The organism is Bradyrhizobium oligotrophicum (assembly GCF_051168495.1).
Classification (GTDB): domain Bacteria; phylum Pseudomonadota; class Alphaproteobacteria; order Rhizobiales; family Xanthobacteraceae; genus Bradyrhizobium; species Bradyrhizobium oligotrophicum_A.
The window spans coordinates 311,298-330,175 of the sequence record NZ_JBNPVB010000007.1; the positions used below are offsets into that span (position 1 = coordinate 311,298).

Here is an 18,878-nt window from a genome sequence, read left to right on the forward strand (position 1 = left end):
GTCTCCAAAAAATTCGATGGGAATGAGGTCTGGTCGAAGTCGCGGGCGCCTTACGCGGCGGCGACGAGCCGCAGCGAAGGCCCGGCCGGGCGCGCAGCGGTCTCTTCGGGCGGCGTCCGGGTCAGATCGTAGTGCGGCGTGCAGTAGCAGGACCCTTGTTGGCGTGGATGGCCGCAGAACGTGATGGCATCGCCGTCCCGTTCGCCGCCATAGGGGTAGCGGCAGTCATCGGGGGCGAGCTGCTCGAACGACAGCAGACGCGGGCTGATGCCGACGCAGCGCAGCTTGACGCGAGCCGCAGGTTTCGGCGGGGGCAGCGCGACCGCCCTCGCAGGGGACTCGGGGCTCCGCCGCCCGGCGCCAGCCGTAGCCGGCGTCCGCCGGGCCTGGGAGCGGGCAATTTTCGGGGCGACGGGCGCCACGAGCCCGATTCGCTTGCCGCGACCGAGCGTCGCATTGCGCGTATAGGCGGTTCCGAACTGCGCATTGAGGGCCCGCGCGATCTCGGCATAGGAGAGCCCCTTGGCATGGAGCTCGCAAAGCATCTTGGAATGGTGGTCTGGCCAATCGGTGGACTGCATTCTCGCCTCTTTCTTCCGGATCGGGCCATTCGGGACAGGCCGGCTCGCCCGACGCCCAAACTTCCGATATTCCGAAGAAAAAGTCAAGCTTGAATTCTGATAATGCGAAACATATACTCGTTTCCGGGATTCGCAAAAGAGGTCAATGCCATGTTGGACGTCGCCATGATCGAGCGTGCACTCGAGAAGCCGGGAAAGACAAAAGGGGGGCTGGCCCGCGCCATGGGCGTGCGCCCGGGCGCGGTCTCCGAGATCCTCGGAGGCCAGCGCCTGATCAAGGCCGCCGAGATTCCGCTGATCACGGAATATCTGGAGCTGAATTCCGTCCCCGTGATGGGACGCGTCGGCGCCGGCTCGGTGATCGAGCCTGATTACGAGCAGGTGCCGGTCGAGGGCATGGGCGAGGTCGCCCTGCCCTTTCCGATCTCGGAAGAGACGATCGCCTTCGAGGTGTCGGGTGATTCGATGCTGCCGAAATACGAGAACGGCGACGTCATCGTCGTCTACCGCGAGCAGCGCCACCCGCTGTCGAGCTTCTACGGCGAGGAGGCCGTGGTGCGCCTCAAATCCGGCGAACGCTATCTGAAGACGATCGAGCGCGGCAAATCGCCGTCCGTGGTCAATCTGAAGAGCTTCAATGCCAAGCCGATCGTCGGGGTCAAGCTGGAATGGATCGGCGAGATCTTCGTGACCCTGCCGCGCGGCCAGATTTCGCGGATCCGCGCCAAGGCGGCCGCCAAGTCGCGCTCCCGCGCCTCCAACAAGTGACGGCGCCAAACAAGGTCGGGTGCGAGGGGACGCCGCTGCCCCCCTCCTCCCGCCCCATCGCGCCGACGAATCTGCCTTGACAAAATTCTGATTTACAGAAATAATGAGCGCCATGACAGTCAGCCGAAGGCGAACTGGCGCTCCATGCAGTATTTCGTCGTGATGATCGACTACGGCCGCCGCGGACGCGAGGCCGTGGTCGACCCCGAAATGACCCGGCGCGACGTCGTCGCGCGCATCGCGTCGGGCGAATATTCCAATATCAGCTTCATCCACGAGATCGTCGACCACTCCGTCGCCGACGTCACCGCGGACGTCTTGTCCGAGGCGGCCCTGCCCGAGATCGACGCGCCCGATGCAGACCTGCAGGCGGCGCGGTTCGATCACCTCCGTGACCTCCGCAAGCACGAGCCGGCCGGCTGACGGCAGGACGAACCGTCGTGATTGCCGCCTCCGGTCAGAGGCTGGCAGACGGGCTCGCCCGTGCTGCCGCCCACCAGCCAGGACTTCCGCAGGATCAGACCAGGAGGACGGTCGACCCGGTCGTCTTGCGGGCCGCGAGATCGGCGTGGGCCCGCGCCGCCTCCTTGAGCGGATAGGTCTGGTTCACCTCGATCTTGACCGCCCCGGACTTGACGACGTCGAACAGTTCGTTGGCCATGGCGACCAGGCTTTCGCGCTTGGCTGCGTAGGTGAACAGCGTCGGCCGGGTCACGAACAACGAGCCCTTCTGGGCGAGCAGCCCGAGATTGAGCGGATCGACCGTACCGGAGGACTGGCCGAACAGCACGGCGTAGCCGAGCGGCGCGAGACAATCGAGCGACTTCAGGAACGTGTCCTTGCCGACGGAATCATAGACCACCGGCACCTTCTTGCCGCCGGTGATCTCGTTCACACGCGCGGCGAAATCCTCGCGCGTATAGACGATCGTGTGTTCGCAGCCATGCGCCTTGGCCAGTTGCGCCTTGTCGTCGCTGGACACCGTGCCGATGACGGTGACACCGAGATGCTTGGCCCATTGGCTGAGGATGAGGCCGACGCCGCCGGCAGCGGCATGCAGCAGGATGGTCTCGCCCGCCTTGACGCGGTAGGTCTGCCGGATCAGGTACTGCGCCGTCAGGCCCTTCAGCATCATCGCGGCCGCCGTCTTGTCGTCGATCTCGTCCGGCAGTTTCAGCAGCGAAGCGGCCGGCATCAGCCGCGCCTCGGAATAGGCACCGAGCGGTGACGAGCCGTAGGCGACGCGGTCGCCGACCTTCAGGTCAGTGACCCCTTCTCCCAGTTCCTCGACGACGCCGGCGCCCTCGCTGCCCAGCCCGCTCGGCAACTGGACCGGATAGAGGCCCGAGCGATTGTAGATGTCGATGAAATTGAGGCCGACCGCGGTTTGGCGGATCCGCGCCTCGCCGGGCCCGGGCTTGCCCACATCGACCTCGTCCCAGACGAGGACGTCGGGGCCGCCGGTTTTGTGAAAGCGTATGGCGTTCGTCATGTCTCGCATGTCCTCCCTGTTGGACGCCCAGAGGTCGCACCGCCCTGCCGCGGCCTACCCTGCCTGTGCCGGCAGTTTCGCTCTGACGCGACCGAGACCGCCTCATTTGGTAGCGGCTCTCGCCGCCGCTTGGCAATCGTCTTCGATGGCCGCCCCGGATGCCCCCCGCTAGTCAGGAACCACGTCCGCCGTTCCGGCGTTCACGGGACATCGCGGAGGACGAGCCCGATGCCGCCCAAAAAACGCAGCGCAGTGATCAAGTCCGGCCTCCTGGTGGAGCTGGCCTGTCATACCTTCATGGGCATAGCCCTGGGTCTCGGCTTCGCTTTTGCACTGACGCAGGTCGATGCGTTCGGTATTTCGCGTCTGATCGCCCACAGCCTCGACCCGCACGTCACCTACATGATTTTCGTGGGCGCATTGACGCTGTCATTTGCCGTCGGCGCGACGCTGACAGGCTTCGTCTTCTCAATGATGGAAGAGAGGTAGTTCGGCTCCTGGCGCTCGTTGGCTCTCGCCGCCCGCGTAGGCCCGGGCAGGGCTGTCATATGCGCGTCGCGCAAAAGATGCAGATGGACAGCACGTATGATCGGCGCGGAGATGACGGAATGGCCGTTCGTGCAATCGCTCTGCGTCTCCGATGGGGGCGCCCCGGACCGACCGTCGATGTCACGCGCTCGAGCGTGACATCATCATGAGCGGCTGGCTCGCCTTGGTGGCGGCCGGGCTGCTCGAGATCATCTGGGCGCTCGGGCTGAAGCACTCCGACGGGTTGACGCGCTTCTGGCCGAGCGTCGCGACCGTGATTGCCATCCTGCTCAGCTTTGCGATGATGTCGCTCGCGTTGCGATCACTGCCGTTCGGGACGGCCTACGCGGTATGGACGGGGATCGGCGCCGCGGGGAGCATCATCGCCGGCATGATCCTTTATAGTGAGCCGGCCGATCCGATGCGGCTGCTCTGCCTGACGCTGATCATCGCCGGCATGGTCGGGCTCAAGTTGAACTCCCCGATCTAATCGGCTTCGGAATCGTGCACCAGCTGCGCCGGAGTTCGACGCTGCCGAACAGAGCCAGCGACAGCACGAACGGCAGCAGATGATAAAGAACGCGAAACACCAGCAGCGCGACGAGCAGCCCCTCCTGGTCGTCGCCGCCGAGACCGAGCAGGATGGTCGCATCGAACAGTCCGATGCCGGCCGGCGCATGACTGGCAAACCCGAGCAACGTCGCGGCGATGAAGACCGCCATCAGCCGTGTTGCATCGATGCCGAGTTCGGCGGGAATGAGCACATACATCGCCAGCGCCGCGGTGCAGAGATCGAACAGCCCGACCCCGATCTGCAACAGCACGGTTGGACCTGACGGCAGACGTACCGGCCATCGCCGGCTGCGCCGTCCCGGCCAGCTCCAGATGACGAAGGCGAGCACGCCGCAAAGCAGCGCCGCAGCAATTAGCCGGTTGAGCGTCGGCGGCCAGTATTCCACCCAGCCGAAGGCATCGGGGTCGATCATCAGGCTCAATCCGAGCGCCGTCAGATTGCCGAGCCAGAACGTCAATCCGGTAAGGAAGCTGATATTGGCGATGTCGATCGCACCGAGCTTGTAGGGCGCATACATGCGGTAACGGATCAGCGGCGATATCAAGGCCACGGCGCCGATGCCGTGCGCGATCGGATAGCTGGCAAAGCTGCCGAGAGCGGCGGCTCGAAACGGGATGTCATTGCGGCCGATCGTGCGCAGCGCGAAGAAATCATAGAGCGTCAGGCTGGCGTAGGAGAGCGCGATCAATGCCGATGCGAGAACGATGATCTTCGTATCAGTTGCCTGTGCGATCGAAACGACATGAAGGATGTCGAGCCGTTTGACGGCGCGCAGCAGCACGGCGACTGCAATCGCTGCGATCAGAAGGCTCAGCGCCAGTCCCGCCAGACCGCGCAACCAGGCCCTGCGATTCAGCGGCGGCAGATCGTCGTTCAGCGCAGCCATTCGACGGATCTTCGAGCCGAACGGTAAAAGCCGGCTGATTCGAGCGGGATCATGGCGCCGTTTGACACGCTGATGTGACAGCTGCGTTACTGCTCGACCGCGCGGCACGGATCTTCAGTCATTGTTAACCGGCGCAATCTGCACGGTGCAGGGCACCGACCTCATCCGCGGTGTCCTACGGATTGCGCATCATCCAGATTTGAATTAAGCGCAGCGCTCTTCGCGCGTATTGAAACGAACCGTATCAGTACGGATGCACGAAGGTCGCATCTTCGTCACGCTGTCTGCCTAAGACGTGTGCGCGACAACGAGGTTCGAGGCAACATGAACGCGGAATCCGATCGAGAGCTCACGCCGGACCAGTGGGAGACGCTCAAGGCGCTCCGTCGGCCTGCGCGCGAACGCCGCAGGCTGAGCAGCATCATCATCGGCGAACTCGTCGCGTTTGGGCTTGCCGTCGTCGACGATGGCGCCGCGGCGATCACGCCGGACGGGCGCAAGGTCCTCATCAGGGGCTCTTCGCGTCTCCTCGACCTCGCGGCCTGAACGGTCGAGCGCGGCCGTCACCACATCGACTGCCGCGCGCGCTCCGGCCATTCGCGGTCGTACTCGGCACCATCGACGGCATTGGCCGTCATGGCTGCCAGGATCTGACCGGGCGTCGGAATCTGCTTCGGATCGACGCGCTTGTCCGGGTTCCAGAGATCGGCACGCACGATCGCACGAGCGCACTGGAAGTAGATCTCGTCGACGGTCATCACGAGAACCGTCCTCGGCAGCTTGCCTTCCATGCGGAACGACTCCAGCAGATCCGCATCCGCCGACAGGTGACCACGGCCGTTGACACGCAACGTATTGCCCGATCCCGGAATCAGGAACAGCAGACCGATCCGCGGATCGCGCACGATGTTGCGCAAGGAATCGACGCGATTGTTGCCGCGGCGATCGGGCATCATCAGCGTCTTGTCATCATGGATCCGAACGAAACCCGGGAGATCGCCGCGCGGGGAGCAGTCGAGCCCCTCCGGACCGCAAGTCGCGAGCGCAACGAATGGCGATTTCTCGATCATCACGCGATAGTGCGGCGTTACCCGATCGGCGACCTTTGCCGTCGACGTCAGACCGGTCTGGCCGTAGATCGCCTCGAGCTGCTCAATCGTGGCAATGATCGTCATTGTTCGCGCCTCCCATTGATCCGACCAGGCCCTCGTCTCCCAGCCCCTTGATCACCTCGACCAGCTTGCGTCCGTGGGTCGTCGGATCCCCGACATTGATGATCGTGATATCGGCCGCGACCGCGTCATCGCGGACCGTTCGCTGCAGACGTTCGCCGATGTCGGCATCACTCGGGCGATGCCGTTTGCCGAGACGTTCGGCCAGAATCTCTGCCGGGGCGGTGATGTTCACGACGATCACGCGGGCATAGTCGCGCCGCGCCGACGCAATGACCGTCCGCGATACGTTGACGACGACGGTGCGACCGGCGGCGATATCGTCCTGGATCGCGCGGGGCACGCCATAGAGATGTCCATGCGCGTCCCAATGCAGCGCAAAGGCGCCCGCCGCGAGAGCCTCGCGAAACGATGCCTCGCTCATCTCGAGATTGTCCTCGAACGCCGAGGCCTCGCGGGTCACGACCCGCTGCGGAAATACGATGCGATCATCGCCGGCACATTCGCGCCGCGCCAGATTGAGCAGCGTGTCCTTGCCGGCACCGCTCGGTCCGACCACGAGCACGAGCCGGCCCGGCCCCCACCCTTCCCGACTGCCAAGAGGCCGGCTCAACGTCTCGCTCATGCGACCCGCAGTCCTTCCCGCCAGACGCTGCGCACCACCGGGATGTCGCCTGCGAGGTGGACGCGGATCAGGTCCGCGCGCTTTCCGGCAGCGATCTCGCCGCGATCGCCGAGACCGACGGCCTCGGCCGGCGCCTTCGTGACCGTGCGGACGGCGGCGGCCAGATCAATGGCCGGCACGCGCTGCGGCAATTGCAGCGCGCCCATCAGCAGGCTCGAAGGCACGTAGTCCGACGAGAGAATGTCGAGCAGCCCCTCGCGCGCCAGATCCACGGCGGCGATGTTGCCCGAGTGCGATCCGCCGCGCACGACGTTGGGCGCGCCCATCAGAATGCTGATCCGGGCCTGGTGAAGGCCGCGCGCCGCTTCCATCGTGGTCGGAAACTCCGCCACCGCGATGCCGTCCCTGATCGCGTCGGCGACATTCTCCTCCGTGGTGTCGTCATGGCTGGCCAGCGGCACCTCGTGCGTCTTCGCCAGCGCAACGATGTCGCGCATGTTCGGCGCTGCATAGGCCTTCTGATAGGCGAAGCGCCGCTCGAACATCACGTCGAGCTCCGCATCGGTCTTGCCGCCACTCTTGCCGCGGTAGTAGTCGCGCAGCTTCTTCTCGTCGCGGAACTGCCGCTGCCCCGGCGTGTGGTCCATCAACGACATCAGCCGGACATCGGAACGTCCCGCGAGCTGCCTTGCCTCCTCGACCACGGTCGGCATCGGCACCTCGCAGCGCAGATGCAGGAAGTGATCGGCGCGGAGCAGGCGTCCGTCGCGCGCGCGCGCGATCGCCTCGGCCAGGACATTCGCCTGTCCGTCGACACCCTCGGCACCTTCCTCGCTCCAGACCCGCAACGAGTCCAGCACGGTCGTGATCCCGGCGGTGGCCAGTTGCCCATCATAGGAGATGACCGCAGCCACGGGATCCCAATAGACCTTCGGCCGCGGCACGACATGCGCCTCGAGATGATCGGTGTGCAGCTCCACGAGCCCCGGCATCAGCAGGTCGCCTTCGGCATCGAGGCTGCCGGCCGGCGCCGCGCCTTCGCCGAACTCGGCGATCCGGCCGCCGGCCGTCGCTACCCACCCTCGCTGGATGACCCTGTCAGCAAGGACCAGCCGGGCGTTTCCTATCACGGTTTCGGACATGTTCGCGTTCATTCGCATCTCTGGTTCTAGGCTGCCGCAGCGAAGCTCGTGACGTCGACGGTGCGGTCGGCGATCTCTGTACGAATCTCGTCATCATGCACGATCGCGAGCATGGCCACGCCATCCTGCTTCTTCGCTGCGATCAGGTCGACGACGACCGCACGGTTGGCGGCGTCCAGCGACGCCGTCGGCTCGTCCAAGAGCAGAATTGGAACATCGGAGATGAAGCCACGTGCGATGTTGACGCGCTGCTGTTCGCCGCCCGAAAAGGTCGACGGCGGCAACGACCACAGCCGCTCCGGAATATTCAGCCGGCGCAGCAGAACGCCGGCGCGTGCGCGGGCGTCGTCGCGCGATTGCCCGGCGGCGATCAGCGGCTCGGCGACGACGTCGAGCGCAGCCACGCGGGGCACCGCGCGCAGAAACTGGCTGACATAGCCGATTGTCTGCCGCCTCGCATTGAGCACGAGACGAGGCTCGGCGCGTGCGAGGTTCATCATCTCGCCCTGGTGCCGGACGCCGATCCGGCCGTCATCGCAGCGATAGTTGCCGAAGATCATCTTCAGGATCGAGGACTTGCCCGCCCCCGATGGCCCCGACAGCACGACGCATTCTCCGGCCTTGACCTGGAACGACACGCCGCGCACCACGGGCAGTGCGATGCCGCCCTGCAGGTGCATGGTGAAGGTCTTCTCGGCATTTTCGATATCGATCATCACAGTCATTGGATGGCTCATGGCGGCAGGATCGAGGACACGAGGAGCTGTGTATAGGGCTCGCGCGGATCGTCGAGCACCTGGTCGGTGAGGCCGGTCTCGATCACCCGCCCCTCCTTCATGACCATCACACGGTGGGACAACAGCCGCGCCACGGCAAGATCATGGGTCACCACGATCGCGGCAAGACCAAGCTCGTTGACGAGGCTGCGCATCAGATCGAGCAGCCGCGCCTGCACCGACACGTCGAGGCCGCCGGTCGGCTCATCCATGAACACGAGCCGCGGCTCGGTCACGAGATTGCGCGCGATCTGCAGCCGCTGCCGCATGCCGCCGGAATAGGTCCGCGGCGCATCGTCGATGCGGGCGACGTCGATCTCCACCCGCTCGAGCCAGGACGACGCGGTCTGCCGAATGCGGCCGTAGTGATTCCAGCCGACCGCCATCAGCCGCTCGCCGACATTGGCGCCGGCCGAGACCGCCATGCGCAGACCCTGTGCCGGGTCCTGGTGCACATAGCCCCAGTCGGTCCGGAACAGAAAGCGGCGTTCGGCCTCGCCGAGATCCGCGAGATCGCGCAGGACGCCATCGCGCATCCGGTACGAGACACGGCCCGCGCTTGGTCCGAGCTGCGCCGACAGCATCTGCAGCAGCGTCGATTTGCCCGAGCCGGACTCGCCGACGATGGCGAGCACCTCGCCCGGATAGAGCACGAAGGACACATCGCGGCAGGCCGCCAGCCGGCCATAGCTCTTGCCCAGCCCCTCCGCGACCAGCAGCGGCTGATCGGATGCACTGATCATGTCAGCCATGAGCGCCCTCCTTGTGCGGGGCGGCATTCTCTACGCCGCGATGTCCGGCCGCCTGGCGGCCCTCGCAGTAATCGGTATCGGAGCAGACGAACATGCGGCTGCCCTTGTCGTCGGTCACGATCTCGTCGAGATAGGAGTCCTCGGCGCCGCACAGCGCGCAGGGCGCGTCGAACTTGTAGCGCGTGAACGGATGATCCTCGAAGTCCAGCGAGACGACCGACGTATAGGGTGGAATGGCATAGATGCGTTTCTCGCGCCCGGCCCCGAACAGTTGCAGCGCCGGACAATCGTCCATCTTCGGATTGTCGAATTTCGGCGTCGGCGACGGGTCCATCACATAGCGCGCGTTGACCTTGACCGGATAGGCATAGGAGGTCGCGATATGGCCGAAGCGCGCGATGTCCTCATACAGCTTGACGTGCATGAGGCCGTATTCGGCCAGCGCATGCATGCGGCGCGTCTCGGTCTCGCGCGGCTCGAGAAAGCGCAGCGGCTCGGGGATCGGCACCTGATAGACCAGGACCTGGCCTTCGCGCAGCGGCGCCTCGGGGATGCGATGGCGGGTCTGGATCACGCTCGCGTCTTGCGTCGACGTCGTCGTGGCGACACCCGCGGTCTTGGCGAAGAACTTGCGGATCGAGATCGCGTTGGTGGTATCGTCCGAGCCCTGGTCGATCACCTTGAGGACGTCGTCGGGGCCGAGAATGGCCGCGGTGACCTGAACGCCGCCGGTGCCCCAGCCATAGGGCATCGGCATCTCGCGGCTCGCGAACGGCACCTGATAGCCGGGAATCGCGATCGCCTTGAGGATCGCGCGGCGGATCATCCGCTTGGTCTGCTCGTCGAGATAGGCGAAGTTGTAGGTCGGTCCGTTCATTCCGCAGCTTCCTTCATCGCGGGAGCGGCATTGGCCTCGGCGAACTCCTGGCGCAGCTTGCGCAGCAGGCCGAGTTCGGACTGGAAGTCGACATAATGCGGCAGCTTGAGATGTTCGACGAAGCCGGTCGCCTGCACATTATCGGAGTGCGACATCACGAACTCCTCGTCCTGCGCTGGCGCGATCACGTCCTCGCCAAGCTCGCGCGTCCGCAAGGCGCGGTCGACCAGCGCCATCGACATCGTCTTGCGCTCGCTCTGGCCAAAGGCGAGGCCATAGCCGCGCGTGAAGCATGGCGGCTCGGTCGCCGAGCCCTTGAACTGATTGACCATCTGGCATTCGGTCAGCTCGATCGACCCGAGCGGCACGGCAAATCCCACCTCCTCGGCGAAGAATTCGACCTCCACCTCGCCGAAGCGGATCTCGCCGGCGAAGGGATGATTGCGACCGTAGCCGCGCTGAGTGGAATAGCCGAGCGCCAGCAGGAACCCCTCGTCGCCGCGTGCCAGATTCTGCAGCCGCAGGTCGCGGCCGGCGGGAAAGCCGAGCGGATCGCGCGTGAGATCACCCACGGTAGCACCGGGCTCCGCTTGCGGCGACGGCTCGATCAAGCCGTCCTGACCGAGAATGTCGGTGACGCGCGGCATCGGCGCCTCCGACGCCGCCGCGACGGCCGGCAACTCGGGCTCCCCGCCTTCCGCCAATTGCGGATCGAGCAGCCGGTGGGTGTAGTCGAAGGTCGGGCCGAGCACCTGGCCACCGGGAATGTCCTTGAAGGTCGACGAGATCCGTCGCTGCACCCGCATCGCACCGGTGTCGACCGGCTCGCTCGCGCCGAAGCGCGGCAACGTCGCGCGGAAGGCGCGCACCAGGAAGATCGCCTCGATCAGGTCCCCCCGCGCCTGCTTGATGGCGAGCGCGGCGAGCTCGCGGTCATACAGCGAACCTTCGCTCATGACGCGGTCGACTGCGAGAGAGAGCTGCTCGGAGATCTGGGCCAGCGATAGTTCCGGCACGCCACGATCCCCGCGGCGCTCATGCGCCAGCAGCCGGTGCGCATTCTCGATGGCGCGCTCGCCACCCTTGACGGCGACATACATGCGTCAACCTCCTGCAGTCACGAGACGCGTCGTCCGCGGGATCGCGACGACGGAGCGATCATCGACCAGAACGACGTCGATGCCGCGCGGAAAAAGCGTCGCGTTGATCGACAACCGCTGGAACAGATCATCCGGATCGATCGTCGCGCACAGCGACGTCGTTCCGTCGATCCCCGGCCCCCGCAACTGAAAGGCCTGCCCGCGCGCCAGACTCGGCACCTGCAGGATCAGCGTCGTCGATCGATCCGGATATTCAGCCGTGCCGAGTGCAAACGCCGTAAGATCGGGAAGTCCGTCCGGCACTGACACCAGTGCAAAACTCGCACGCGCAGGATCGCTCACGACCGGCGCGCCCGTGTGGAATTTGAGCCAGGCCCCGACATCAGCGGCGCGCGACAAATGCGCATCGAGCCAGATCGGCGTATCGTGATCGAACAGAGCAAGCGCAATCGCCGCGGCCGCGGGCATCAAAGACGACGGCCGGCCAATGGCGACATCGATCTGCCGGACACTGCCGGGACGCGCCATCGCCTCCATGACCAGGCGAAAGGTGGATTGCGCCGCACGCGTTGCGTCGGCGAAGCCGCCCTGCAGCTCGGAAGCAACTGACACCATCAGCCCTCTCCCCGCACCATGGTGTAGAAATCGACCCGCGTAGCTGCCGCTTCGGCCGCACGCTGCTCGCGCGCGGTGCGCATCTGCGCCTGCAGCGGCGCCACCACCTCGTCCTCGACGGCCTGAGCATGCGCCGGCGACTGGATCATGGCATCGCACAGCGCGATCAGCCGCGCCTTGTCGCCGTCCCGCCCGAGCACATAGCCGAACCCGACCTCGCCGCTCGCGAGCCGAACCGCCGCGCGCGACACCGTCGCCTCGCCGAGATTGAACGGCGCGCCGTCGCCGCCGATCCGTCCGCGCAGCATGACGAGGCCGTTCTCGGCCGCACGGAGATCCTGATGGTCTGGCACCGCGAGCGCCGCGAGCCTGCCGGAAATGTCCCCGTGCGACGCATGCGCCAGGATCTGCATTGCAGCCTTGCGGCGCTGCTGCATCGCCGTTCCGCCGTCCATCCTCATCCCGATCTTGCCATCGTTAAGTTGTCTATGATACTAGACAACTTCGTAGCCAGACGCCATGACTGTTTGATGACATGGACGTGATTTTCACCGGAGCCGGCGGAGAGCCGCGATGAGCATGCAGGACGTCCCTTCCGGCGTGGCGCTGTGGCGCCGGGTCGCCGACGGCATCGAGCGCGACATCGCCGACGGCCGGTTCGCGGCCGGCACCCGCCTGCCCGGCGAGACCGAGATCGCCGAGACCTACCGCGTCAACCGCCACACGGTGCGGCGCGCGCTCGCCACGCTGGCGGAGCGCGGCCTCGTACGGGCCGAGCGCGGCAGCGGCACCTATGTCGAAGCTCCCCGACTGTCCTATCCGCTGAGATCGCGCACCCGGTTCTCCGAGATCGTCGGTGCGGGCGGGCGCGAGCCGCGCGGACAGTTGCTGGCCGCCTCCGAGGAGCCGGCAACGCGCGAGACGGCGCGCCTGCTCGGCCTGAAAGCGGGCGCGCCGCTGATCCGCATCGAAGCGCTGCGCTTTGCCGACAAGACGCCGATCTGCGTCAGCACGTCGTGGCTGTCGGGCGAGCGCTTCCCCGAAGCCGGGCGCATCTTCGCCGCGGTCCGCTCGATGACGGCGCTGCTCGCCCATTACGGCATTCGCGACTACCGCCGCGGTTCGACCCGGATCACGGCGGCGATCGCCGACGCCAGCGACGCCGCGCGTCTGGATCTGGCGCTCGGCCGCCCGGTGCTGGTCGTCGACAGCGCCGACGTCGATGCGGACGGCACGCCGCTCGTCAGCAAACGCTCGCGCTTCGCAGCCGAGCGCGTGACGTTCGAGATCGAAGGCTAGACGCTCTCACGCGACGGCGCGAGGCCCGATGATCGCAAAGCGAAGCTTGCTCGAGATCCAGTCGATCGCGGCCACCGCGATCAGAATCATCAGGATTAGGAACGACACCTTCTGCCATTCCAGAACACGAATCTGTTCTGCGAGTTGCAGCCCGATGCCGCCGGCGCCGACGATGCCGATGATCGTCGCCGAGCGCGTATTGGACTCGATGAAATACAGCACCTGGCCGGCGATGACCGGCAGCACCTGCGGCAGCAGGCCGAAGCGGATCTCATGCAGCGCGCTGCCGCCGGATGCGCGCACGCCTTCGACCTGCTTGCGATCAGCGGTCTCCAACGCCTCCGAGAACAGCTTGCCCAGCGCGCCGAAGTCGGACACCGCAATCGCGAGCACTCCGGCGAAGGGACCGAGCCCGACGACGTTGATCCAGACCAGGGCCCAGATCAACGTATCTACGCCGCGAATGGTGTCGAACGCGCGGCGCACCGGAAAGCGGACAATCGCCGACGGGATCACGTTCCTCGCCGCGAGCAGGCTGACGGGGAGCGCGCATATCGCGGCGATGGTGGTCCCGAGCACCGCGATCGAGAGCGTTTCGCCCAATGCCTTCAGATAGACCGGCAGCGACGCGCCGGGATCTGGCGGCAGCATCAATAGCGCGATCCAACCGAGCTGGTTCAGTCCGGCCAGCATCCGCGACGGCGAGATGTCGAGATCGACGAGCCCGAAGATGAAGATTGCGAGGGCCAGCACGAGCACCAAGGGCGTGGCCAAACGTGCCGCCAGCGGCCGGTCGAAGATGTGGGGGTAGCGCTGCCGAAGCTGCTCTTGGTCCTGGGGTTCGATGCGGCTCACGTCCTCGCCTCCGCGCCGAACAGGCGGCCGCGCAGCCAGCCCGTGGCGATGTCGATCAGGAACACGGTCAGGACGATCATGACCAGAATGGCGCTCACATCAGAGTAGTAAAACTTGCGGATCGCGACCACGAGCTCCTGGCCGATGCCACCTGCACCGACGAAGCCCATCACCGAGGCCTCGCGGACATTGATCTCGAACCGCAGCAGCGTGTAGCTCGAGAAGCCCGCCATGACCTGGGGCAGCACGGCGAAGCGCATGCAGGACAGCCAACTGGCTCCGGTGGCGCGAATGCCCTCGACCGGCTTCATGTCGGCATTCTCGACTACCTCCGAGAACAGCTTGCCGAGCGCACCGCTCGAATGGAGGGCGATGGCGAGCACACCGGCGACGGGCCCGAGACCGAACGCGATGACGAAGATCAGCGCGAACACGATGCCGGGAACGGTGCGAGCGAATTCGAGCAGCCGGCGCACCGTGAATCGGACCCACGGCGCTGGCGACGTATTCTCGGCGGCGAGGAAGTTCAGGCAGAAGGCGACGAGCATGCCGGCCATCGTGCCGACATAGCTGATCAGCAAGGTCTCGCCGAGCAGCCTGATCCACTTCTTGAAGCCCCAGAACCATTCAGGAATGTTGGTCCAGACGCGGTGTCCGTCGTCGAGCGTGAGGATGCGATCGAAATAGCTGACGAAGTTGCCGAAATACGTATAGAGCGTCGCCAGATTGACCTCGGCGCCAATCGCCGCAACGACGAGCACGACGGCAAACGCCGACGCCGACAAGGCCGTGCGCATGCGGCGGCGGGACACCGCGCGGCGATAGGCGTCGTTCAGAGCCGCAAGCTGCGGGCTCGGAAGGATGGAAACGGCAACCGCCATTGGGCCCCTGATGTCCCCTGCTGCAACGACGAGCAGCTCGCCGCCAGACGCAAGCCGGACCCGTTGCGGGTCCGGCTCACACGCGATCGCGAAGCGATCAGGACGCCTTTTTGCGCAAGCTATCGACGAACTTGATCAGGTCGATCGTGCCGTCCCAATCCTTGGTCGTGGCGGGATGGAAGCCCTTCTTCTGACCATCCGAGAGACGGTCGAACGCCGCCTTGTCCTTGGTTGGAGCCTCGAAGAATGCCTTGGCGATCGCCTCCTTCAGGTCGGCCGGCAGATCGGAATTGTAGGCATAGGGGCCGTTGATGATCGGTGCCGACTTGTGGATGATGCGGAAGTCCTCCTTCTTCATCGCCGAGCCGTCGGCGTTCTTCAGCATGCCCTTGGTCAGCATCTGCGCCAGGGTCGAGTCGTTGTCGCTGGTCCACTGGTTGGCCGCGACTTCGACGGTGCCCTGCGCCAAGGCCAGCACCGCGTTCTCGTGGCTGCCGGCGAAGACGACCTTGCCGAAATAGGTCTCGGCGTCGGTCACGCCCATCTTGTTGAGCTCGAAGCGCGGCACGTTGTTGCCCGACGTCGAGTTCGGATCGACCAGACCGAGATTCTTGCCCTTCAGGTCTTCGATCTTCTTGTACGGACTGTTGGCCTTGACGAAGAACACCGAGTAGTAGCCGGTGCTGCCGTCGGCATTGATGTCGTTGGCGAAGGCATCGGTCTTGACGCCGGTGAGACGGGCGCGGGCGAACGAGGCCGAGCCGTAGCTCGCGATGTGGATGTTGCCGGCGCGCTGGCCTTCGATGACCGCTGCGTAGTCGTTGGCGATGCGGAGCGTCACCTTGGTGCCGAGCTCCTTTGAGAGGTAGTTGACGAACGGCGTCCAGCGCTCGGTGACTCCCGAGGCGTTCTCGGCCGGGACGACCGCAAAGGTCAGCTCCGGATACTTCGCCTTCCAATCCTCGGCGGAAGCAGAGGTCGCAAAGGCGAGCGCGGCAACGCCGGCCAGGATGATACGACGATTGATCATGAGATATCCTCTTGTTTCAGTCAGGACAGTTTCCCCAGCTCCGCGACGGAGGCCCGGGATTGCAAAACGCAGCAGAACGCGAAGGTCAGGCCGCGGCGACTTCGCCGAGGGCCGGGGCAGTCGCGGCCGGCGCCGGGTGACCTCTATCCATCACCTCGTCGGCCTCGAGATCGTAGAGCTCCCGCGCGATCTGCGCGGTCAGCGCTGCCGGCGCGTCGTCGAACACGACGCGTCCAGTCGCCATGCCGATCAGGCGATCGCAATAGCTGCGCGCCAGATCAAGCGAGTGCAGGTTGCAGATCACGGTGATGCCGAAATGCTTGTTGATGCGCAGCAGCGCATCCATCACGATCCTGGTGTTACGCGGGTCGAGCGAGGCGATCGGCTCGTCAGCCAGAATGATGTCCGGGTTCTGCACCAGCGCGCGGGCAATTGCCACGCGCTGCTGCTGGCCGCCGGAGAGCTGATCTGCGCGCTGCGCGGCGAGCGAGGCCATGTCGAACTGTTCCAGCGCGGACATCGCCATCGCGACATCGTCCGCCGGCCAGAGCTGCGCCAGCGACCGCCACGACGGAATCTCCGCGAGTCGGCCCATCAACACATTGGTGAGCACGTCGAGGCGGCCGACCAGGTTGAACTGCTGAAAGATCATCGCCGAGCGCGCGCGCCACTGCCGCAGTTCGCGGCCGCGCAGCGCCGTCACGTCGAGATCGTTGAACAGGACCTGCCCGCTGCTGATCGGGCTCAGGCGATTGATGGAACGCAGCAGGGTCGATTTTCCGGCGCCGGACCGTCCGATCACGCCGACGAAGCTGCCGGGCGTCACCGAGAAGGACGCATTATCGACCGCGGCTTTCGCACCAAAACGGCACGTCAGACCATTGACCACCAGCATTGAATTCTCCAGACGCCTCGCTTGCCCTATCGCTAGCGTCTGGATTCAACAGTTATGTGACAGCCGTTTGCGCCGTATTTCTCATCCACATCGGCGGCCGTCCCGTCACCCGCACGTCATGCGAATGTCACGATGAGCACTCTAGACGTTCACTGATCTCAGGAACCAGAACCAGACATGGCCGGTAAATCGCTTTCCGTCGACCCTACCGTCGATCCCAGCGCGAAGCTCCATGACGTGAGCCTCGGTGCCTATTGCGAGGTCGGTGCCCGCACCATCCTCCAGGAGGTGACGATGGGCGACTACTCCTATGTCGTCAACGACGCGCAGATCACCTACACGACGATCGGCAAGTTCTGCTCGATCGCGGCGATGACCCGGATCAATCCGGGCAATCATCCGATGCATCGTGCCACCCAGGCGCACTTCACCTATCGGGCCAGCGCCTATTTTCCTGGCGAGGCCGATGACGCGGAGTTCTTTGCCTGGCGCAGGGAGCATCACGTCGACATCGGCCATGACGTCTGGATCGGCCATGGCGCGATCGTGCTGCCGGGCCGTAACATCGGCACCGGCGCCGTTGTAGCAGCGGGCGCCATCGTGACCAAGGATGTTCCGGCCTACACGATCGTGGCCGGCAATCCGGCGCGCGTGGTCAAGCGCCGCTTTCCGCCCGAGATCGAGCAGCGTCTCGTCAGGCTCGCCTGGTGGGACTGGGACCACGCGGCGCTGCGTGCGGCCCTGCCCGACTTCCGGCAGCTCGAAATCGGCGCGTTCCTGGACAAATACGAGGCTGCCCTCGACGCCGGCCTCCAGCTGCGGCAGAGTGCCGCCCCATGACCGATATTTCGATTTCCGGGGGCCGCTGCCTCGTCGGCGCCGACCTCGTCGATACCTCCTTGATGATCTCCGATGGCGTGATCGCCGCGGTCGACGCCACCCGGCAAAATGCGGCCTTCGACCTGGATGCAACCGGCCTCACCGTGCTGCCCGGCATCGTCGACATCCATGGCGATGCGTTCGAGCGGCAAATGATGCCGCGTGCCGGCGTCGACTTTCCGATCGACGTCGCGCTGATCGACAGCGACCGCCAGGCCGTCAGCAACGGCATCACCACGGTGTTCCATGCGACCACCTGGTCGTGGGAGCCCGGCCTGCGCAGCGCGGCCAATGCGCGTCAGCTGCTGGAAGCGATCGAGAGCCTGCGGCCGCGGCTGGCCGCCGATACGCGCTTCCATCTGCGCCACGAGACCTACAATCTCGACGACGAGGACGAGATCTGTGCTTTGCTCGCCGCGCGGCGCATCGACCTGTTCGCCTTCAACGATCACATGGACTCCACGGTTGCGAGCCTGGACAAGCCGCACAAGCGCCAGCGCATGGTGGATCGCACCGGCCTGTCCGGCGGCGACTTCGACCGCCTCGTCGGGCGCATTGCCTCGCGCGCCGATGCGGTGCCGGCGTCCGTTGCCCGCCTGGCCGAGGCCGCACGCCGCGCCGGCATCCGCATGCTATCGCATGATGACGACAGTCCGGAGATGCGCCGGGCCTTTCGCGGACAGGGCGTCGGAATCGCGGAATTTCCCGTCAACGAGGACACGGCGCGCGAGGCCGCCGCGGGCGGCGACGCGATCGTATTCGGCGCGCCCAACGTGGTGCGGGGCGGCAGCCATACCGGCTGGACCAAGGCGAGCGACATGATCGCCAAGGGCCTGTGCTCGGTGCTGGCGTCCGACTATTACTATCCGGCGCCGCTGCTGGCCGCCTATCGCCTCGTCGCCGACGGCATTCTTCCCCTGTCGCGCGCCTGGAGCCTGATCTCGGCCGGCCCCGCTCATGCCGCCGGCCTCTCGGACCGCGGGTCGCTCGAGGCAGGCCGGCGTGCGGACATCATCCTGGTCGACGACAGCGCGCCGATGCGTCCACGCGTGGTGGCGGTGATCGCGGCCGGCCGCCTCGTTCACCTGACCGACGCACATCGGCTGAGCGCCGTCGCGAAGCGCCATGCACTGGCGGCGGAGTAACGCGCC

General features: G+C 65.6%; 24 protein-coding genes. 8 read left to right on the top strand and 16 right to left on the bottom strand.

Annotated features, from left to right (window positions below):
• Positions 1 to 50: 50 nt before the first annotated feature.
• Positions 51 to 581: a GcrA family cell cycle regulator gene (locus ACQR1B_RS16515; protein ID WP_434832568.1), complete on the bottom strand. Its 531-nt coding sequence runs from the start codon at positions 579 to 581 to the stop codon at positions 51 to 53.
• A 150-nt stretch (positions 582 to 731) separates the two neighbouring features.
• Between ACQR1B_RS16515 and ACQR1B_RS16520 the strand changes: the two genes are divergently transcribed.
• Both ACQR1B_RS16520 and ACQR1B_RS16525 read left to right on the top strand, forming a co-directional pair.
• The gene (locus tag ACQR1B_RS16520; protein WP_434832569.1) at positions 732 to 1,349 is read left to right on the top strand and encodes a LexA family transcriptional regulator; all 618 of its coding nucleotides are present in this window, start codon (positions 732 to 734) and stop codon (positions 1,347 to 1,349) included.
• A 144-nt stretch (positions 1,350 to 1,493) separates the two neighbouring features.
• Positions 1,494 to 1,772, top strand: coding sequence for a hypothetical protein (locus tag ACQR1B_RS16525; RefSeq protein ID WP_434832570.1), 279 nt, complete (start codon positions 1,494 to 1,496; stop codon positions 1,770 to 1,772).
• A gap of 94 nt (positions 1,773 to 1,866) precedes the next feature.
• Here the strand turns inward: ACQR1B_RS16525 and ACQR1B_RS16530 are convergent, their stop codons facing one another.
• Positions 1,867 to 2,841 carry a quinone oxidoreductase family protein gene (locus ACQR1B_RS16530; protein ID WP_434832571.1) on the bottom strand — a complete coding sequence of 325 codons (975 nt, stop codon included), beginning with the start codon at positions 2,839 to 2,841 and terminating at the stop codon, positions 1,867 to 1,869.
• A gap of 228 nt (positions 2,842 to 3,069) precedes the next feature.
• On the opposite strand from ACQR1B_RS16530, the gene ACQR1B_RS16535 reads away from it, so the two are divergent.
• Both ACQR1B_RS16535 and ACQR1B_RS16540 read left to right on the top strand, forming a co-directional pair.
• A complete protein-coding gene (locus ACQR1B_RS16535) occupies positions 3,070 to 3,330 on the top strand; it encodes a hypothetical protein (protein ID WP_434832572.1) in 261 nt (86 codons plus the stop codon).
• 205 nt (positions 3,331 to 3,535) lie between these two features.
• Positions 3,536 to 3,859 carry a DMT family transporter gene (locus tag ACQR1B_RS16540; protein WP_434832573.1) on the top strand — a complete coding sequence of 108 codons (324 nt, stop codon included), beginning with the start codon at positions 3,536 to 3,538 and terminating at the stop codon, positions 3,857 to 3,859.
• On the opposite strand, the gene ACQR1B_RS16545 is transcribed toward ACQR1B_RS16540, so the two are convergent.
• A complete protein-coding gene (locus ACQR1B_RS16545) occupies positions 3,837 to 4,829 on the bottom strand; it encodes a lysylphosphatidylglycerol synthase transmembrane domain-containing protein (RefSeq protein ID WP_434832574.1) in 993 nt (330 codons plus the stop codon). The genes ACQR1B_RS16540 and ACQR1B_RS16545 overlap by 23 nt on opposite strands.
• A gap of 324 nt (positions 4,830 to 5,153) precedes the next feature.
• Between ACQR1B_RS16545 and ACQR1B_RS16550 the strand changes: the two genes are divergently transcribed.
• Positions 5,154 to 5,375 (top strand): hypothetical protein, encoded by a 222-nt coding sequence (locus ACQR1B_RS16550; RefSeq protein WP_434832575.1) that lies wholly within the window; start codon positions 5,154 to 5,156, stop codon positions 5,373 to 5,375.
• 17 nt (positions 5,376 to 5,392) lie between these two features.
• Here ACQR1B_RS16550 and ACQR1B_RS16555 read toward each other — a convergent pair whose 3' ends face one another.
• The 9 genes from ACQR1B_RS16555 to phnG are packed head-to-tail and all read right to left on the bottom strand — an operon-like array spanning position 5,393 to position 12,343.
• Positions 5,393 to 6,004, bottom strand: a complete 612-nt coding sequence (locus ACQR1B_RS16555; protein ID WP_434832576.1) for a pyridoxamine 5'-phosphate oxidase family protein — start codon at positions 6,002 to 6,004, stop codon at positions 5,393 to 5,395.
• Entirely contained in the window at positions 5,982 to 6,626 is a 645-nt protein-coding gene (phnN, locus tag ACQR1B_RS16560) for a phosphonate metabolism protein/1,5-bisphosphokinase (PRPP-forming) PhnN (protein WP_434832577.1), read from the bottom strand. Before phnN ends, ACQR1B_RS16555 begins: the two co-directional genes overlap by 23 nt.
• Positions 6,623 to 7,780, bottom strand: a complete 1,158-nt coding sequence (locus ACQR1B_RS16565) for an alpha-D-ribose 1-methylphosphonate 5-triphosphate diphosphatase (RefSeq protein WP_434832578.1) — start codon at positions 7,778 to 7,780, stop codon at positions 6,623 to 6,625. The genes phnN and ACQR1B_RS16565 overlap by 4 nt, the downstream gene beginning before the upstream one ends.
• Positions 7,781 to 7,794: 14 nt before the next feature.
• Positions 7,795 to 8,493, bottom strand: coding sequence for a phosphonate C-P lyase system protein PhnL (gene phnL, locus ACQR1B_RS16570; protein ID WP_434832579.1), 699 nt, complete (start codon positions 8,491 to 8,493; stop codon positions 7,795 to 7,797).
• 8 nt (positions 8,494 to 8,501) lie between these two features.
• Positions 8,502 to 9,296 (bottom strand): phosphonate C-P lyase system protein PhnK, encoded by a 795-nt coding sequence (gene phnK, locus ACQR1B_RS16575; RefSeq protein ID WP_434832580.1) that lies wholly within the window; start codon positions 9,294 to 9,296, stop codon positions 8,502 to 8,504.
• Entirely contained in the window at positions 9,289 to 10,173 is an 885-nt protein-coding gene (locus ACQR1B_RS16580; RefSeq protein WP_434832581.1) for an alpha-D-ribose 1-methylphosphonate 5-phosphate C-P-lyase PhnJ, read from the bottom strand. Before ACQR1B_RS16580 ends, phnK begins: the two co-directional genes overlap by 8 nt.
• Complete coding sequence (locus ACQR1B_RS16585; RefSeq protein WP_434832582.1) at positions 10,170 to 11,273, bottom strand: carbon-phosphorus lyase complex subunit PhnI; 1,104 nt, start codon at positions 11,271 to 11,273, stop codon at positions 10,170 to 10,172. Before ACQR1B_RS16585 ends, ACQR1B_RS16580 begins: the two co-directional genes overlap by 4 nt.
• 3 nt (positions 11,274 to 11,276) lie before the next feature.
• Positions 11,277 to 11,888 (bottom strand): phosphonate C-P lyase system protein PhnH, encoded by a 612-nt coding sequence (phnH, locus tag ACQR1B_RS16590; protein WP_434832583.1) that lies wholly within the window; start codon positions 11,886 to 11,888, stop codon positions 11,277 to 11,279.
• Positions 11,888 to 12,343 carry a phosphonate C-P lyase system protein PhnG gene (phnG, locus tag ACQR1B_RS16595; RefSeq protein WP_434832584.1) on the bottom strand — a complete coding sequence of 152 codons (456 nt, stop codon included), beginning with the start codon at positions 12,341 to 12,343 and terminating at the stop codon, positions 11,888 to 11,890. Before phnG ends, phnH begins: the two co-directional genes overlap by 1 nt.
• 118 nt (positions 12,344 to 12,461) lie before the next feature.
• Here phnG and phnF point away from each other — a divergent pair, with 118 nt between their 5' ends.
• Positions 12,462 to 13,187, top strand: a complete 726-nt coding sequence (phnF, locus tag ACQR1B_RS16600) for a phosphonate metabolism transcriptional regulator PhnF (RefSeq protein ID WP_434832585.1) — start codon at positions 12,462 to 12,464, stop codon at positions 13,185 to 13,187.
• Between the two features lie 6 nt (positions 13,188 to 13,193).
• Here phnF and phnE (ACQR1B_RS16605) read toward each other — a convergent pair whose 3' ends face one another.
• From phnE (ACQR1B_RS16605) to phnC, 4 genes are all read right to left on the bottom strand, one after another.
• Complete coding sequence (phnE, locus tag ACQR1B_RS16605) at positions 13,194 to 14,033, bottom strand: phosphonate ABC transporter, permease protein PhnE (protein WP_434832636.1); 840 nt, start codon at positions 14,031 to 14,033, stop codon at positions 13,194 to 13,196.
• Positions 14,034 to 14,038: 5 nt separating this feature from the next.
• The gene (phnE, locus tag ACQR1B_RS16610; protein WP_434832586.1) at positions 14,039 to 14,923 is read right to left on the bottom strand and encodes a phosphonate ABC transporter, permease protein PhnE; all 885 of its coding nucleotides are present in this window, start codon (positions 14,921 to 14,923) and stop codon (positions 14,039 to 14,041) included.
• A 97-nt stretch (positions 14,924 to 15,020) separates the two neighbouring features.
• The gene (gene phnD, locus ACQR1B_RS16615; protein WP_434832587.1) at positions 15,021 to 15,953 is read right to left on the bottom strand and encodes a phosphonate ABC transporter substrate-binding protein; all 933 of its coding nucleotides are present in this window, start codon (positions 15,951 to 15,953) and stop codon (positions 15,021 to 15,023) included.
• 85 nt (positions 15,954 to 16,038) lie between these two features.
• Positions 16,039 to 16,848: a phosphonate ABC transporter ATP-binding protein gene (phnC, locus tag ACQR1B_RS16620; protein ID WP_434832588.1), complete on the bottom strand. Its 810-nt coding sequence runs from the start codon at positions 16,846 to 16,848 to the stop codon at positions 16,039 to 16,041.
• A gap of 177 nt (positions 16,849 to 17,025) precedes the next feature.
• Between phnC and ACQR1B_RS16625 the strand changes: the two genes are divergently transcribed.
• Both ACQR1B_RS16625 and ACQR1B_RS16630 read left to right on the top strand, forming a co-directional pair.
• Positions 17,026 to 17,688 (top strand): chloramphenicol acetyltransferase, encoded by a 663-nt coding sequence (locus ACQR1B_RS16625; protein WP_434832589.1) that lies wholly within the window; start codon positions 17,026 to 17,028, stop codon positions 17,686 to 17,688.
• Entirely contained in the window at positions 17,685 to 18,872 is a 1,188-nt protein-coding gene (locus tag ACQR1B_RS16630; RefSeq protein ID WP_434832590.1) for an alpha-D-ribose 1-methylphosphonate 5-triphosphate diphosphatase, read from the top strand. The genes ACQR1B_RS16625 and ACQR1B_RS16630 overlap by 4 nt, the downstream gene beginning before the upstream one ends.
• Positions 18,873 to 18,878: the final 6 nt, after the last annotated feature.